The sequence below is a fragment of the Nocardiopsis sp. iso_186 genome (assembly GCF_056173365.1).
Window position 1 is genome coordinate 1,101,090 of the sequence record NZ_CM149670.1, and the last position, 16,113, is coordinate 1,117,202.

Annotated in this window: 14 protein-coding genes; 7 read left to right on the plus strand and 7 right to left on the minus strand. The window is 67.0% G+C overall.

Annotated elements, in window-relative coordinates:
* Nucleotides 1-38 precede the first annotated feature (38 nt).
* From AC0VYP_RS04995 to AC0VYP_RS05015, 5 genes are all read left to right on the plus strand, one after another.
* A complete protein-coding gene (locus AC0VYP_RS04995; RefSeq protein ID WP_475472737.1) occupies nt 39-1,055 on the plus strand; it encodes a threonine aldolase family protein in 1,017 nt (338 codons plus the stop codon).
* A 312-nt stretch (nt 1,056-1,367) separates the two neighbouring features.
* Nucleotides 1,368-2,237 carry an amidohydrolase family protein gene (locus tag AC0VYP_RS05000; protein ID WP_475472738.1) on the plus strand — a complete coding sequence of 290 codons (870 nt, stop codon included), beginning with the start codon at nt 1,368-1,370 and terminating at the stop codon, nt 2,235-2,237.
* A gap of 543 nt (nt 2,238-2,780) precedes the next feature.
* Nucleotides 2,781-3,623, plus strand: a complete 843-nt coding sequence (locus tag AC0VYP_RS05005; protein WP_475472739.1) for a glycerophosphodiester phosphodiesterase — start codon at nt 2,781-2,783, stop codon at nt 3,621-3,623.
* 223 nt (nt 3,624-3,846) lie between these two features.
* The gene (locus AC0VYP_RS05010; protein WP_475472741.1) at nt 3,847-4,401 is read left to right on the plus strand and encodes an ATP-binding protein; all 555 of its coding nucleotides are present in this window, start codon (nt 3,847-3,849) and stop codon (nt 4,399-4,401) included.
* A 215-nt stretch (nt 4,402-4,616) separates the two neighbouring features.
* Nucleotides 4,617-5,492 carry a helix-turn-helix domain-containing protein gene (locus tag AC0VYP_RS05015; protein WP_285758959.1) on the plus strand — a complete coding sequence of 292 codons (876 nt, stop codon included), beginning with the start codon at nt 4,617-4,619 and terminating at the stop codon, nt 5,490-5,492.
* A 78-nt stretch (nt 5,493-5,570) separates the two neighbouring features.
* On the opposite strand, the gene AC0VYP_RS05020 is transcribed toward AC0VYP_RS05015, so the two are convergent.
* The 6 genes from AC0VYP_RS05020 to AC0VYP_RS05045 form a co-directional block, all read right to left on the minus strand.
* Nucleotides 5,571-5,804, minus strand: a complete 234-nt coding sequence (locus AC0VYP_RS05020) for a DUF397 domain-containing protein (RefSeq protein ID WP_285758960.1) — start codon at nt 5,802-5,804, stop codon at nt 5,571-5,573.
* 228 nt (nt 5,805-6,032) lie between these two features.
* Nucleotides 6,033-6,938, minus strand: a complete 906-nt coding sequence (locus AC0VYP_RS05025; RefSeq protein ID WP_475472743.1) for a metal ABC transporter substrate-binding protein — start codon at nt 6,936-6,938, stop codon at nt 6,033-6,035.
* A gap of 80 nt (nt 6,939-7,018) precedes the next feature.
* Nucleotides 7,019-7,687, minus strand: coding sequence for a potassium channel family protein (locus AC0VYP_RS05030; protein WP_285758963.1), 669 nt, complete (start codon nt 7,685-7,687; stop codon nt 7,019-7,021).
* Between the two features lie 23 nt (nt 7,688-7,710).
* The gene (locus AC0VYP_RS05035) at nt 7,711-9,129 is read right to left on the minus strand and encodes a TrkH family potassium uptake protein (RefSeq protein ID WP_475472744.1); all 1,419 of its coding nucleotides are present in this window, start codon (nt 9,127-9,129) and stop codon (nt 7,711-7,713) included.
* 147 nt (nt 9,130-9,276) lie between these two features.
* Complete coding sequence (gene nhaA, locus AC0VYP_RS05040) at nt 9,277-10,521, minus strand: Na+/H+ antiporter NhaA (RefSeq protein WP_475472746.1); 1,245 nt, start codon at nt 10,519-10,521, stop codon at nt 9,277-9,279.
* Nucleotides 10,522-10,713: 192 nt separating this feature from the next.
* On the minus strand, nt 10,714-11,622 hold the full coding sequence (locus AC0VYP_RS05045) for a cation diffusion facilitator family transporter (protein ID WP_285758968.1): 909 nt from the start codon (nt 11,620-11,622) through the stop codon (nt 10,714-10,716).
* A gap of 109 nt (nt 11,623-11,731) precedes the next feature.
* Between AC0VYP_RS05045 and cmtR the strand changes: the two genes are divergently transcribed.
* Nucleotides 11,732-12,070 carry a Cd(II)/Pb(II)-sensing metalloregulatory transcriptional regulator CmtR gene (gene cmtR, locus AC0VYP_RS05050; RefSeq protein WP_285758970.1) on the plus strand — a complete coding sequence of 113 codons (339 nt, stop codon included), beginning with the start codon at nt 11,732-11,734 and terminating at the stop codon, nt 12,068-12,070.
* A 122-nt stretch (nt 12,071-12,192) separates the two neighbouring features.
* Here the strand turns inward: cmtR and AC0VYP_RS05055 are convergent, their stop codons facing one another.
* Nucleotides 12,193-12,675: a MarR family winged helix-turn-helix transcriptional regulator gene (locus tag AC0VYP_RS05055; protein ID WP_475472749.1), complete on the minus strand. Its 483-nt coding sequence runs from the start codon at nt 12,673-12,675 to the stop codon at nt 12,193-12,195.
* Nucleotides 12,676-12,909: 234 nt separating this feature from the next.
* On the opposite strand from AC0VYP_RS05055, the gene AC0VYP_RS05060 reads away from it, so the two are divergent.
* Nucleotides 12,910-16,107 (plus strand): efflux RND transporter permease subunit, encoded by a 3,198-nt coding sequence (locus tag AC0VYP_RS05060; protein WP_475472750.1) that lies wholly within the window; start codon nt 12,910-12,912, stop codon nt 16,105-16,107.
* Nucleotides 16,108-16,113: the final 6 nt, after the last annotated feature.

Sequence of the window (16,113 nt, forward strand, 5' to 3'; positions counted from 1 at the left end):
GCTGGGGCGCGGCAGTCACGACGGAAACGGGGAACTCCATGATCGACCTGAGGTCGGACACCATCACCAGACCCACCGCCCGGATGCGTCGGGCGATGGCCGAGGCCGAGGTCGGGGACGATGTCTTCGGGGAGGACCCGACGGTTCGCCGGTTGGAGGAGGAGACCGCCCGACTGTTGGGCAAGGAGGCCGCGCTCTACGTGCCGTCGGGACACATGTCCAACCAGCTCGCCATCTACGCCCAGGTCAACAGCGGCGACGAGATCTGGGCCCATCGATCCAGCCATATCCTGGCCAACGAGCAGGGGGCTACCTCGGTCCTGGCCAGGGCGCTGCCCCGCGCCTACGACGATCCGCGCGGCTACCCGGACCACGATCTCCTGGAGCAGTGGGCGGCGGGCAGCAACGACGTGCACCGTGCGAGGCCGCGGCTCATCTGCCTGGAGAACACCTTCACCGGTCGGGTGGTTCCTCTCACCGAACAGCAACGGGTAGCCGACTTCGCCCACGCACTGGGGATGTCCCTGCACATCGACGGAGCGCGACTGTGGAACGCGTCCGTCGAGCTCGGTGTCCCCCCTTCCGAGGCCGCGTCAGGCGCGGACACCGTCTCGGTCTGCTTCTCCAAAGGACTGGGCGCACCGGTCGGTTCGGCCCTTGCCGGTAGCGCCGAAACGGTCGATCGTGCCCGGCGTGCCCGCAAGCTTCTCGGTGGCGGGATGCGTCAGGCCGGGATCATCGCGGCGGGCGCCCTCCACGCCCTGCACCACCACCGGGACCGCCTAGCCGAGGACCACCGGCGTGCCGCCGAGCTGGCCGTGGCCCTGGACGCGCTGCCGGGAATGTCGGCACTGGCCCGAACCAACATGGTGGTGGTGACGACTCCGCCCGACGAGGCTGCCCGCTGGGCCCGCGCCTTCACCGAGCACGGGGTGGGTTGTGTCCCCATCGGCCCCGACCTGATCAGGCTCGTACTCCATCTGGAAGTCAACGACGCGATGCTCGACCAGGCGATCAAGCGGATTGCCGAGGCCGCGGCCGCTGCTCGGCGCTGAGAAGGGGGTCGTGTCCCGGCGGCGCGGCCGGGACACGGGACTCTGCGCCGGAGGAAGGTCCACCAGGTCCGCGATGCGGGCTCGGTGCCGGTCGGCCGCGCCCGGGGCGATCGCAACGCGGGGGGGGCATGGGGCCCTCCAGAAAGGGACGACATGTGGCGTGTGCCACATGTTCGGGCAATCCTGGTCGTCTCATACCGACCAGGTGGTAGGCAGGGCGGGTTCTTTCCGGTCAAATCCCGTACTCCACCCGTCCCGGAGGACCGCGCGGTACCGTTGCAGGGCGCCGTCCCTGAGTCGGTCCGAGCTGTCATGGGCAGGGGCGTCCCCCACTCCCCGATGGAGGAGAAGGCGTTGTTCGACGCTCACCTGCACATCATCGACCCCCGTTTTCCGCTGGTCCCCGATGCAGGCTTCCTGCCCGAGCCCTTCACCGTGGCCGACTATCGAGCGGTGGCCCACGAACTCGGTGTCACCGGCGGTGCCGTTGTCTCCGGCTCCTTCCAGGCATACGACCAGACCTACCTCGTCGAGGCGCTCCGCGAACTGGGCCCGGGATTCGTCGGGGTGGCGCAACTGCCTGCCGACACCTCCGACTCGCTGCTGCGCGACCTCCACGCCGCAGGGGTCCGGGGCCTGCGGCTCAACCTGAGGCGCGGTGTCGTCGGTGATGTCAACGCCATCGTGCAACTGGGGAGGCGTGCCGCCGACCTGCTGGGCTGGCACACCGAGCTCTACGTTGACTCCCGCGACCTGTCGGGACTGCGCGCCGCTCTGGCGCCCCTCCCGCGAATCAGCATCGACCACCTCGGCCTCTCCGGAGCGGGGCTGCCGGCGGTGCTCGACCTGGTCGCCACCGGAGCCCGGGTCAAGGCCACCGGATTCGGCCGTTTCGACGGCGACCTTGCGGCCGCGCTGCGTGCGGTCGCCGCGGTGAACCCCGGAGCGCTCATGTTCGGCACCGACCTTCCTTCCACCCGTGCGCCGCGTCCCTTCGCGCTGACCGATCGTGATCTCGTCGCCGGAATTCTCGGCCCCGACCTCGCCCGGCGCGCTCTCCGGTCGAACGCGGCGGACTTCTACGGGGTCCCGGAACCGGCACCCGCCGGGGGCGGCACGTGCGGTGCGGTGCAGGGGCCCGTGCGAGAAGTCGGTGCCGGTAACCGTTCGGAGCAGGGGTAGGGGGGCGGTGTCCTGGGAAGTCGGAGTGCCTGGGGAGGTCGATGTGCGTGAGCACCACCGTCGGGCCCGGGCAGTTGGCCGGAGGCACGGCACCGGATCGGGAGCGCGTTCCCATCCGACCGGCCACGGACGTGCGCCAGTGCGCGGTCGTGCCGCCGGTCTGGTACGGGTACGTCGTGTTTCGCATGGCTGGCCCCCGCGTGGTCGTTTCGGGGGGAAGGGGGCGCCGGCCGCGAGTGGACTCGCCAGTGTGGCCCTACTGCCAGACGGCGGATCCCCGTTGCCGGACGCATACCGGGCGAAGGGGGAGAAGGGCGATGCCCGGCGAGTCGCGAACGCCGGCCGTGTATCGACTCGAACCGGTCGGGTCGCACTCTGTGTAGCCGATTTCCCCCCTTGGGCACGGTATGGTGACGCTACGAGAACGTCCGCGTCTGCGTGCCGTCCGCTTTCGGCGTGGTCGCGCGCCGTCCCGTTTTCCGGCACTGCCTGCTCGTCCCGCCGTCACCGTACGTTGTTCGGGATCAGCCACAGTGATACCGGATGCGTCTGGAGAGCGGGGCCGCAGATCGCCCGCGCACTGCAGGAGGGATCAGCGGCGATGCCGAATCCGGGGAGCCAGAGGTGATCGTCGTCGCGCATCGCGGCGCTTCCGCCTATGCGCCTGAGAACACCCTCGCGGCGTTGCGCGAGGCGCACCGCCGCGGTGCTCACATGGCCGAACTGGACGTACGCCAGACCGCCGACGGGGAGTTCGTGGTCATGCACGACCCGACGCTGCGCCGTACCACCAACGTGGCCGAGGTGTATCCGAACCGTCGGTCCTGGCGGGTCGCGGATTTCACGCTCGCCGAGATCCGTCGCCTCGACGCAGGATCCTGGTTCGGTCCGGAGTTCGCCGGGGAGCAGGTCCCCACGTTTCTTGAGGCCCTGGCCGTGCTGGAGCGCGCCGGACTCGGCGCGCTGGTGGAGTTGAAGGTACGCCGCCGCGATCCGGCCACGGCCGACCGGCTGGCGGCCCTGATCGGTGCCGACCCTTATTGGCACGGTCATGGCGAAGCAGGACGGCTCATCCTGCAGAGTTTCGAGTGGACGACGCTCAAGCGGCTGGCCAGGCGACTGCCGGACGTGCGCACCGCAGTGCTGGGCAAGACCTACGGCAGCTTCGGTCTGCGCAGGGTCGCTCGGTACGCCCACCAGGTCAACCCGCACCACCTGCGCGTCAGCGCACCCTACGTGCGTCACGTCCACGAGCACGGACTCACCATGTTCAGTTGGACGGTCAACTCGCACTCGGCTATCCGGCGGGCCATCCGCGACGGTGTCAACGGAATCATCTCCGACTACCCGGACCGCGTCACCGGCCATCTGACCGTCGCTGCCTGACGTTTCCTGGCGAAAAGTACCCCTCCTTTACAGGATGGACGCAGAAACTGCGTCTTTTTTGTCCAGACTTCAACTGATGGATGGGCCTACATGTTCTAGGATTACCTCCATAGGACGCGTGCACGTGCATCCGGACCTTGCATTTGCATAATCCTCGAAGAACATCCGGCGTTGTGGCGCCGGCAGACCTGTGAGCGATCGAGACGACTGCAAGGGGATCGCGGTGACCGGACATTTTGCCCAGGAGTCCATAAGGGGGGTGCCCGGTTCGCAGTGGGCACCGGCAGCCACTCTTGAGGCAGGGGCAGTGCACTCCTGGTGGCTTCCCGCCCTCGAACACGGTGCGTCCCGCTGGGACGCCCATCCCGGCTCTGCAAGCCACGACAGCGTCTCCTGGGGGCTCGACCCCGACTACGGGGCGGTCAAGACCGCGCGCGAGCTCGTCATGGGCGTTCTGCGCGACTGGGGGATGGCCAGGTTGGCCGGAGACGTCGAACTGGTCGTGTCCGAGCTCGTCACCAATGCCCTGCGCCACGCCGAGACAAGTGCCTTCGACTCGCCCGGATGTGAAAGTGTTATCCAGATCAGTGTCATGCGCCGCGGAGGCGAGCTGATCTGTGCGGTTCGGGACTGCAGCGACGTGCTTCCGGCGCGGCGCGATCCCGACTTCATGGCCGAAACGGGGCGAGGGCTGCATCTTGTTTCCTGTTTCAGTCGCAGCTGGGGGACGGTTCCCGCCATCGCCGGCGGAAAGTTCGTCTGGGCCCTCTTTACCTGAGCCGGTCCGTCGTACCAGGGCCCGATAAGCTCACCGTTGCGGCCTCCGACAGTCGAATCGGGCTCTCCCATTGCCTTTTCGGAACCCACCGGGCCGATTGGCGGTCCGCTTCGGCTATATCGTGTAGGCGTCGGTACACGACGCGCGCCGGACGGAGCCCAGGGGAGGGGAACCGGGCCCGGCACGATAAAAGCGGGTTAGGGGAGGCAGCAGCGGTGAGCGTGGCTCAACCAGAGCCGGGCAGCGGCCCGACCGTGCGTCGAATCCTGCTCGGGTACCAACTTCGCAAGCTTCGCGAGGCCAAGGGAATCACCCGCGCTGACGCTGCTTACAAGATCCGCGGTTCGGAATCCAAGATCAGCCGGGTCGAACTCGGTCGGGTCGGTTTCAAGATCCGCGATGTCGAAGACCTGCTCACCTTCTACGGTGTCACGGACCAGTCCTTGCGCGAGGCGTATGTCAGCCTGGCCAAGGAGGCCAACGAACCCGGTTGGTGGCAGAAGTACGGCGACGCCCTGCCCGGCTGGTTCCAGTCCTACGTCGGGCTGGAAGAGGCCGCCACCCAGCTCCGCGTCTACGAGAGCCAGTTCGTGCCCGGCCTGTTGCAGACCGAGGACTACGCGCGTCAGGTCATCACGCGCGCGGGCAAAGTGCGCCTCGACCACGTGGCCCACGGCCGGATCGCCACCCGTATGCGGCGACAGCACAGGATTCGGGACAACTCCAAGGTCAAACTCTGGGTCATCATCGACGAGCCGGCGGTCCGTCGTCCCGTCGGCGATGCCGAGGTGATGCGCGGTCAGTTGGAGCACCTGAAGAAGCTCAGTCAGGAACCCAACATCACGTTGCAGATCGTGCCGTTCAGCCAGGGAGTGTTCGCCGCGGAGACCGGGTCGTTCACCATCCTGCGCTATCCCGAGTACGACCTGCCCGACGCCGTGTACCTGGAGCAGCTCACCGGGGGCAATCTCCAGGACCGGCGCGACGACGTAGAGGCCTACACCATGGCCTTCGAGTGGCTCGCCGTGGTGGCCGACCATCCCGAGCTGAGCCGGGCGCGGCTCGATCAGTTCATCGCTGAACTGGGCTGACCTCAAAGCGGGACAGCGTTCTCGCCAGCCGATCGGGAAGGGCCCCGTCGTTGTCAATGGCGGAGCCCGGTGTCGGCGTTAACCCAGCAGGTTGTCGAAGTCGCCGTCTTTGGCGCCGAGGATGAGGGCGTCGATCTCGGCCTGTGTGTAGACCAGTGCCGGGCCGTTGGGGAAGCGCGAGTTGCGCATCGCGATCGCGCCGTCGGGCAGCTTCGCCATCTCGACGCAGTTGCCGATCGAGTTGCTGCGGCGGCTCTTCTGCCAGGCCACGTCACCGAGCTCAGTGGCCGAAATGCCGTTGTACGTGCTCATGTACAAGCTCCCTCTTGCAGCCCTGTGTGGAACAGTACTTCGCGCGTGCTTTTGCATTCTCGAATGCACGTGCATGCGCACTGTAGTTTGGAGGATAGCGTATGTCTCTGGGAAAAATCCGAGAGGGCGGGAGCATGTAGGCGCTATGTAAGCAAGGCGGATTGATCCGACGCACGTACGCGAAAGGGTCCCGCCGAAAAACATCCGGGCGGGACCCTTCGGGCGGACTCAGGAGCAGTCGAGGGCGCTCCGCAGCGTTTCCAGGTTGGCGCGCATGACCGAGGGGTAATCCGTTCCGGACGACTCGTCGGTGATGCCTTCCAGTGGATCCAGTACCGCCGTCTGCACCCCTGCCTCCTCGGCGATGGTCTGTGCAACGGCCGGACTGACCAGCGTCTCGGTGAAGACGGTCGAGACGTCGCGTTCCTTGACCAGGCGGGCGACCTCGGCCATGCGGGCCGGAGAAGGTTCGGTATCGGGTTCGATCCCGGTGATAGCGGTCTGCTGAAGGTCGTAGTTGTCGGCCAGGTAGCCGAACGCCGCGTGGCTGACGACCATGTCCCGGGTCGCGCACTGTGCGAGGCCGCTCCGGTAGTCCGCGTCTATTTCGGTCAGTTCGGTCGCCACGCCGGCCGCGTTGGAGCGGTAGGTGTCAGCGTTGTCCGGGTCCACCTCTGCCAGCCGCTCGCCCAGTCCTTCGGCCACGGTTGACAGTCGATTCGGATCCAACCACATGTGCGGGTCGAGGCCGCCGCCGTTCTCCTCCGGGACCTCGCGCAACTCCACCAGATCGTTGACCGCCAAAGCGGCGTCGGCCGCTTGTTGGTGTACCGCGTCGTCCACTGCCGGCTGCATACCGTCGATGAAGAAGACGATGTCGGCCGAGCCCAATGAGCCGACCTGGCGGGCGGTCAGCTCCAGATCGTGCGGGTTGACCCCCGGCTGGGTGAGGTTGCTCAGCGCCACGGAGTCGCCGCCCACCCGCTCGGCCAGCCATTCCAGCGGATAGACGGTCGTGATCACGGACACGCCGTCGGAAGATTCTCCGCCGGTGGCCGAACAGCCGCCGACCGTACCGGCGGCCAGTATTCCGACCGCGCCGACCGCGGCCGCCCTCAATATCCCAGATCGCATGCCGTCCATCATGTGGACGGTGAAAACGATTGTCAATTCAGGATGGTTCGTCCGCTACCGCCCGTTCCCGGCGGTGGCGTTCAGCCCAACTCGGCAAAGCGTTCCACGGCGTCGGTCTTTCCGGCCACGATGATGATGTCGCCCTTCTGGGGAACCGTGTCCGTCGTCGCGTAGGTGAACGCCTCGCCGTGGCGCTTGATGGAGACCACGGTGATGCCGTGGGCCGAGCGCACCCTCGTCTCGCCGAGCCTGCGTCCGATGATCTCCTTGGGGGCGCGTGTCTTCCCCAGGGCGAAGTTCTCCTCGATCTCCACGTAGTCGAGCATGCGACCGGAGACCAGGTGTGCTACGCGCTCGCCCATGTCGTGCTCGGGCAGCACCACGTTGTGGGCCCCGATCTGCTGCAGGATCCGCCCGTGGCGTCGGCTGATCGCCTTCGCCCAGATGTGCGGCACGCCCATGTCCACCAGCAGGGAAGTGGTGAGGATGCTCTCCTCCAGGTGAGTGCCGATGGCCACTACCGCGCGGGTGAATTCGTGCGCACCCAATTGGCGCAGGGCCTCGTCGTCAGTGGTGTCGGCGACCACGGTGTGGGTCAGTGAGTCGGCGTACGCCTGGACCCGGCGCGGATTGTTGTCCACCCCCAGTACCTCCCAGCCGTGGGTGACCAATTCTTCCGACAGGGAGCCACCGAACCGGCCGAGCCCGATCACCAGGACCCGTTTGTCATTTGTCTTGTTACGCGGCACTGCGTCCTCCTGGCGGGGCGGGGTCACCCGATGATCGGTCGGGCCTCGGGCAGGTCATAGCGCCGGGTCCGCTCGCGCAGGGCCAGGGCGGAGGCAAAGGTGATGGGGCCGATCCGGCCGGCGAACATCAGTATCACGAGCAGTACCTGGACGTCTTCTGGAAGGTGGGGGGTGATGCCGGTTGACAGGCCCACCACTCCCGAGGCCGAGACCACCTCGAACATTACTTGTTCGAGTCCGTAGGAGGTCCGGATCAGCAGGTAGATGGTGGCGGTGGCGATCACGGTCATGGACAGGAAGGTCAGGCTGAGTGCCTGGCGGATCGCCCCGGAGGAGACCCGGCGTCCGAAGGCGTGCACGTTCGGGTGGCCGCGGATCTCGGCCCACACCACCAGTCCGATCACCGCGAAAGTGGCGGCCTTGATGCCGCCCGCCGTTCCGGCGCTGCCACCGCCCACGAACATCAGCATGATGGTGCAGAAGAGGGTGGAGCTCTCCATCGCGCCCACGTTGACCACGTTGAAGCCCCCACTGCGCGGCATGATTCCGTGGAAGGCCCCGTCGAGGAGCTTCTGCTGCCAGGGCATCGGTCCCAAGGTGTGCGGATTGCTCCACTCCAGCGCGGTCACCGCGATCATGCCGCCACCGAACAGGAGGGCGGAGGCGCAGACGGTCATCTTGGCGTGCAGGCTCCAGCGCTGCGGTGACGTCAGGTGCCGCCGCAGTTCCAACAGGACGGGGAAGCCCAGCCCGCCCAGCACGCTGGCCACAGCGGTGGGGACGAGGATCAGAGGATCCCCCGCGAACCGCGTCAGGCTGTCGCCGTAGAGGGACAGCCCCGCGTTGTTGAAGGCCGAGACCGCGTGAAAGGTTCCGCTGTACAGCGCGGTGTCCAGCGCCATATCGTGGCCCAGCCACATCCGCGGTACGAGGATCGCCGCGGTGACCGCCTCGCACGCCAGGCTCACCTTGAGAATGCGCACGACTATGCCGCGGGCGTCGCCGACGTTGAGCGTGCGCGACTCGGTCTGCACGCTCAATTGCATTCGCAGGCCGAACCGCCGAATGACCACGAGCCCCAGAACCGAGGCCAGCGTCATGATTCCCAACCCGCCGATCTGGATCAGCGTCAGGATGACGAGCTCGCCGAAGACCGACCAGTGCGCGCCGATGTCCACCACCGCCAGTCCCGCGACGCACAGGGCGGACACGGCGGTGAACAGCGCCTGCACCACGGTGGCGCCGTTCTCCTCCCCGTGGGCGATCGGCAGCAGCAACAGTCCGGTGCCGATGAGGGCGACGGTACCGAAGAGCATCACGAAGACCCGTCCCGGTTTGCTCCAGGACGAGCGGTGCCCCACGATTCCGGGCGGGGTCTCCGCACGCTCTCGGTGCAGTAATCGCATCAGCCAGCTGCGCAGGCCGTGCAGTCGGTCCCGCATGATCAGTCCGCCATCCCTCGTGTCGCGGCCCCCCGGCCAACCGGTCCACGGATGTCGAAGTTAGCGTCGGGGCGTTCGACACGCGAGCCGAACTGCGGAACCGAGTCGCTCTCGGGAGATCATCGCGGGTGCGAGGTGAAGATTCGGTCAGCCGGTCGGTGTGTGCGCGGTGCCGGCGTGCTTCCTGCGGTAGTGGGCGTTGCGGGTCAGAAGTACGCCGGAGGCGAGAACGGTGGCGATCAGCGAAGCGATCAACACCCCGCTCTTGGCGTGTTCCAGCACTGCTCCATCGGTGAAGGAAAGCTCGGTGATCAGCAGGGAGACGGTGAAGCCGATTCCGGCGAGCAGCGACATCCCGGCCAGGTCGATCCAGCTCAGAGCGGGGTTCAGTTCGGCCCGGGTGACCTTCGTGGTGATCCAGGATCCGCCGAGGATACCGATGAGTTTGCCCAACACCAGCCCGAGGATGATCCCGATGGCCGCGGTGTCGGTGAACACCGTGCCCAGTCCGTTGAAGACGACTCCGGCGGACATGAGCGCGAAGACCGGCAGGGCGATCCCGGCCGACCACGGGCGCAGCAGGTGCTCCACCCGATGACTCGGCGACTCGGAGGCTCCGTCGAGTGGCACGGTACGCATCAGCATGCCCATGGCCACACCCGCGATGGTGGCGTGCACGCCACTGGCGTGCATGAGCGCCCAGATGGTGAAGGCGAGAGGGAGATAGACGACCCAGTTGGGCAGCACCGAACGGTCGAGGGCTGCGGCCAGGCCCCGGCCCCGTTGGAGGTAACCGAACACCGCCAGAAGCGCGAGGGCGCCCAACAACGGGAGAAAGGAGAGGCCGCTGGTGTAGAAGACAGCGATGACGACGATAGCGCCGAGGTCGTTGACGATGGCAAGGGTGAGGAGGAAGGTGCGCAGCGCGGGAGGCAGGTGTCGTCCGATCACCGCGAGGATCGCAACAGCGAAGGCGATGTCGGTCGCCATGGGGATCCCCCACCCCTGAAGCGTCTCGGGGCGGTTGATGTTGACCAGGGCGTAGATGATCGCGGGGACGGCCATTCCGCAGATCGCGGCGATGATGGGGAGCATGGCCCGGCGGGGGTCGCGCAGCTCCCCGTGGGTGAACTCCTGTTTGAGCTCGTTGCCCACGATGAAGAAGAAGACCGCCAGCAGCCCGTCGGCCGCCCACGCCTGTACCGACAGGTTCAGGTGCAGTGAATCGGGTCCGAAGGTGAAGGACCGTACGGCCTCGTAGGTCGCGCCGAACGCGGAGTTGGCCCAGAGGAGGGCGACCACTGCGGCGGCGATGAGGAGGAATCCGCCGACCACGTCCCTGCGCAGCAGGTCGGGGATCGTACGAAGGCCGTACTGCTTGTGCTCGGTCATGGTGCTCCTGGAGAAGGGCATGGGCGATCCAATCGCCGACCAGACTTCCCGGCACACCAGGTGCGTGATGGCACGATCGCGGCCACCTGCGCAAAGGTCCGTGATCGGACCCTCAGGAGACTATGCCAGGCGTGCTCCTCGCTGTCCACGTCGGCCCCGGACCGACGGCATTCCGTGGTGCGTGACGCCGGATCACGTGTGCCGGGCGCCCTCGTGCGCATCGTGCCCGGCGGGCTCCAGCTGGAGGGTGGAGTGTTCGACGTCGAAGTGCCCGGAAAGGCACTCGTGCAACTCGTCCAGGATGCGGCCGGTGTCGGTGAGCCGTTCGTCCTCGACCACGACGTGTGCGGAGAGCACCGGCACGCCCGAGGTGATCGTCCAGGCGTGCAGGTCGTGCACGCCCAGCACTCCCGGCTGCTTCAGCAGATGGTCGCGCACCTCGTCGAGGTTCATGCCGCGCGGCACGGCTTCCAACAGGATGTGCAGCGCCTCGTTCAGCAGGTTCCAGGCGCGCGGCACGATGAAGGCGGCGATGGCCAGCGACACGACGGAGTCCGCCCGCTCCCAGCCGGTGGTCCAGATGATGGCGCCGGCGACGAGGACACCCACCGACGACAGCATGTCGCTGAACACCTCCAGGTAGGCGCCGCGCATGTTGAGGCTCTCGCCCTGCGCCCGTTGGAGCACGACCAGGCCCACCACGTTCACCGCGAGACCCAGCGCGGCCACGACCAGCACGATCGGTCCGGACACGGGGTGCGGGTCGAGGAGACGGTTGATCGCCTCGTAGGCGATGTAACCGCAAAGGACGAAGAGCAGGATCGCGTTGGCCGCCGCGGCCAGGATCTCCGCGCGCTGGAAACCGAAGGTGCGCGTGGAATTGGAGGGCCGGGCGGCGATCCACACGGCGAACAGCGCCAGCACGATACCGAACGAGTCGGCCGCCATGTGCCCGGCGTCGGCCAGCAGCGCCAGACTGCCCGCGCTCACCCCACCGATGACCTGGACGACCATCACGCTGACAGTCAGGCACAGGACGAGTACGAGTCGTCCGCGATGTTTGGCCGCGGCTGTCTGGTGCCCGTGTCCGTGGTCGCCCATGGGTCCTCCCGAAGTGGCCGCCGGGAACGTCCTGTACCCGTGACTGTTCAGCCTCCACTGTTTATACAGCCCCGACTGTCAATACAGCAATTCGTGTACAATGATTTTCATGTTGACCTCCGAGCAGCGTCTCTCCGCGATCCAGCGTCTCGGCCGGGCCCTGGCCGATCCCACGCGGTGTCGTCTGTTGTTGGCGCTCTTGGACGGGCCCGCCTACCCGGCCCAGCTGGCGGACCAGCTCGGCCTCACCCGCCAGAACGTCTCCAACCACCTCGCCTGTCTGCGTGAATGCGGGCTGGTCAGCACGGCGGCGCACGGCCGGCAGACGAGTTATACCCTCGTGGACGATTCGTTGCGCCACGCGTTGGATGATCTGCTTCGCGTGGTCTGGGGCGTGGCGGCCGAGCACGTGCCGCCGGGGGAGGCGGAACCGGTCGTCACCGGTTGAACGGTCCGCCCGGCTCCGGCGTGCGGCAAGGATGCGGCGACCCGCTTCGGTACCGTCTGCCCGCTCCGCGTGGCCTGGCCTTTCCGCCGGGCCGGTAGTCGCCGGACGCGTCGGGAAAGACCTCAGGACGGCAGGTCGTCCCCGGTGCACTGGGCCTCCATGGCAGCGTGCAGCGCCGCTACGCCGCGGACCAGTCCGCGCAGCGTCTCCACGTCGAGCGCACTGAGCGCGCTCCAACTCCGTTCCTGGCCGGTGCCCCACATCTCCGCGATCAGTGCGCGTCCCTCCTCGGTCAGGTCGATGCGGCGCACCCGTCGGTCCCTGGCATCCTCGCGTCGGACGACCAGCGACCGTGCGGCGAGCCTGTTGACTATCCCGGTCAGTGTGGCGACCCCCACACCGATGCCCTCGGCGAGTTCGTGTGCGGGCATGTCCCCGTCGATGGAGAGCAGGACCAGCACCTTCAGCTGCTGGATGGTCAGGGTCGTGGTCAGCAGGGGAAGCGACCGGTCCCGTGCGAACCTGCGGACCTGACGCAGCTCCAAGTCCCTGAGCTGGGAAATCAGCTCGTTCTTGATTGCAGCGGCGTCGTTGCCCGTGGTCATCTTTGTCGCGCTCATCCCTGATATGTCGGCGGTTGTCCCTGACTTACCCCTGATTTCTATCATTCAGGTCAGAAGTTCAATGTGACACGAAGTATTCTGAGTGATGCGTGCCCGGCAAATCACCACGAACATCCGTAAAAGGACTGCGTGGAACGCGGCGTTCCCCACCGCTCTGCCGCTCGTCGAAGCGGCGCCGCGTCCACCGCGAACACTCTTGTTGAGGAGCACACTCTCATGTCCAGATTGGCCAAGCTCAGCCTTGGCAACCGGGCGCTCATCCTGTTGATCACCCTCTCCTCGATCGTCTTCGGCGTCATCGCCGCGGGATCGATGAAGCGTGAGCTGCTGCCGTCGCTCGAACTGCCCATGGCCGTCGTGGCCGCCCAGTACCAGGGCGCCTCGCCCGAGGTCGTGGAAACCGAGATCACCCAGACACTGGAACAAGCGGTCAAGGGCGTCTCCGGGGTCACCGGCTACACCTCGACCTCCAGCACCGGGTCGGCCCAGGTGATCGCCGAGTTCGACTACGGAGATTCCACCGACGACGTCATCCGCTCCCTGCAGCAGGCCGTCAACCAGGTCCAGCCGATGCTGCCCGACGACGTGGACCCCGTCGTCCGCGCCTTCAGCATCGACGACTTCCCGGTCGTCACCCTGGCCGCAGGGGCGGGGGACGGTGATGAACAGGCCCTCGCCGAGCCGATCCAGGAACAACTCGTCCCCGAGCTCGAGTCCATCCCCGGCGTGCGCGGCGTCAACGTCTCCGGTGTGCGCGACTCCACCGTCGTCATCACCCCCGACGAAGACGAGTTGACCGACGCGGGTTACACCGTCAACGACCTCACTTCTGCTCTCCAGGCCAGCGGTTCGCTCTCTCCGGGCGGGCAGCTGACCGAGGACGGCAGCACCCTCAGCGTCACCACAGGGGGGAAACTGAACTCGGTCGAGGACGTCGAGAACATTTGGTTGGCCCCCACGTCCGCACCCGCACCCGCGATGCCCGGAGCGCCTCCCGCAGCGGCTCCCGACCCGGTCCGGCTCGCCGACGTCGCCGACATCGACCTCGTTCTCGACGAGGTCACCAGCATCACCAGGACCGACGGGCAGCCCAGCCTGGGTGTGTCCATCACGAAAACCCCCGAAGGCAACACCGTCGAGATCTCCGAGGCGGTCCGGGATAAGATCGACCAGCTTCAGGAGCAACTCGGTTCCGAGGCGACCATCACCGTCGTCTTCGACCAGGCCCCGTTCATCAACGACTCCATCGTCGCCATGGCAGAGGAAGGGCTCCTGGGCCTGGCCTTCGCGGTCATCGTCATCCTGGTGTTCCTGCTGTCGATCCGTTCCACGGTCGTGACGGCAGTGTCCATCCCGGTTTCGCTGCTGATGGCGCTGCTGGGGATGCAGTTGTTCGGCTACAGCCTCAACATCTTCACCCTGGGCGCGCTCACCGTCGCCGTGGGGCGGGTCGTGGATGACTCGATCGTCGTTCTGGAGAACATCAAACGCCACCTCGGCTACGGCGAGGAAAAGTACACAGCGGTGTTCACCGGCGTGCGCGAGGTCGCGGTGGCCATTACCTCGGCCACGCTGACCACGATCGCCGTCTTCCTGCCGGTCGGCTTCGTGGGCGGTCAGGTCGGTGAGCTGTTCCGACCCTTCGCGGTCACCGTGAGCATCGCACTCGCCGCCTCCCTGCTGGTCTCGCTCACCATCATCCCGGTGCTGGCCTACTGGTTCATGCGTCCCAAGGTCGTTCCGCCCGAGGATCTGGAGCGGGTCAAGGCCGAGGAGTACCAGCGCGAACTGCGCAGCCCGATGCAGCGCGCCTACCTCCCGGTGATCCGATGGGTCACCCGCCACCGGGTCGTCACCCTGGCGGTCTCGGTGCTGCTGCTCGCAGGAACGCTGGCGATGGTCCCCTATCTCAAGACCAGCTTCCTGGACGACCAGGGCGAGAACTCCATCAACGTGACACAGGAGCTCCCGGTCGGCACGTCGCTGGACGACGCCGACGCCGAGGCCGCCAAGGTCGAGGAGCAACTGGCCGAACTCCCCTGGATCGAGTCCTACCAGGCGTCCTTCGGCGCGGGGGACTCCGTCGCAGCGATGTTCGGTGGCGGGGGATCGGACTCGGTCTCCTACACGGTCACCACGGACCCCGACGGCGACCAGGAGGAGTACCGCACCAAGCTGCGCGAGACCCTCGACGGTATCGACACCGACTCCGAACTGCAGTTGCAGAGTGCACAGGGAATGGGCGGGACGTCCCTGTCGGTCGAAGTCCGGGCCGACGACCCCGCGACCCTTCAGGATGCCGCGGTCCTGGTCGAAGAAGCCGTCCGCGACGTTCCCGGCGCGGCCGACGTGACGAGCAGCGTTGCCGCCGAGCAGCCCGCCGTCGAAGTCCGGGTTGACGGTGAGAAAGCCGCGGACGAGGGAATGAGCGAGGGCCAGGTCGCACAGGCCGTGACCGCTGCCTTCCAGGGCTCCAACGTGGGCACTGCCACGATCGACAGTGTCGAGCGCGACATGGTGGTCCGTGTGGAGGACGCCCCCGGCAGCCTCAAGGCACTGCGCGAACTCGCCATTGCCACTCCCATGGGTGACGAGGTCGAACTCGCCGACATCGCCGACGTCGAGAAGGTGCTCCAGGCGCCCTCCCTGAGCCGTGACGGAGGGTTCCGCAGCGCCACGATCTCGGCCGTGCCGACCGAGGGCGACCTCGGCCAGGTCACCAGGGACCTCACCACGACAGTGGAGGAACTCGACCTGCCCGACGGTGCCACCGCCTCCATCGGTGGTGTCAGCCAGGAGCAGAACGAGGCGTTCGTGCAGATGGGCATCGCGATGCTGGTGGCCATCGCGATCGTCTACCTCGTCATGGTGGCGACCTTCAAGAGCCTCATGCAGCCCCTGGTCCTGCTGGTCTCCATCCCGTTCGCGGCGACCGGAGCGCTGGGACTGCTGCTGGTGACCGGGATCGCGCTGAGCCTTCCCGCGCTGATCGGCATGCTCATGCTGATCGGGGTGGTGGTGACGAACGCGATCGTCCTGATCGACCTGATCAACCAGTACCGCGAGGAGGGGATGGGCCTGAGCGAGGCCGTCGTCGAGGGATCTCGGCACCGGCTCCGTCCGATCCTGATGACCGCCCTGGCCACGATCGGCGCGCTCACACCGATGGCGTTGGGCGTCACCGGTGGCGGTGCGTTCATCTCCCAGCCGCTGGCAGTGGTGGTCATCGGTGGCCTGGTCAGCTCCACGCTGCTCACCCTGATCCTGGTCCCGGTGCTCTACACCATGACCGAAAGCGCCAAGGAACGCCGAGGCGCGCGCCGCAACGCCAAGCGCGAGGCCAAGTTGGCACAGGCGCGCAAGCAGCAGTCCGCGGTCGGCGATGGGGAGAAGGACTCCGCCGAGGTCCAATAGCGAAGA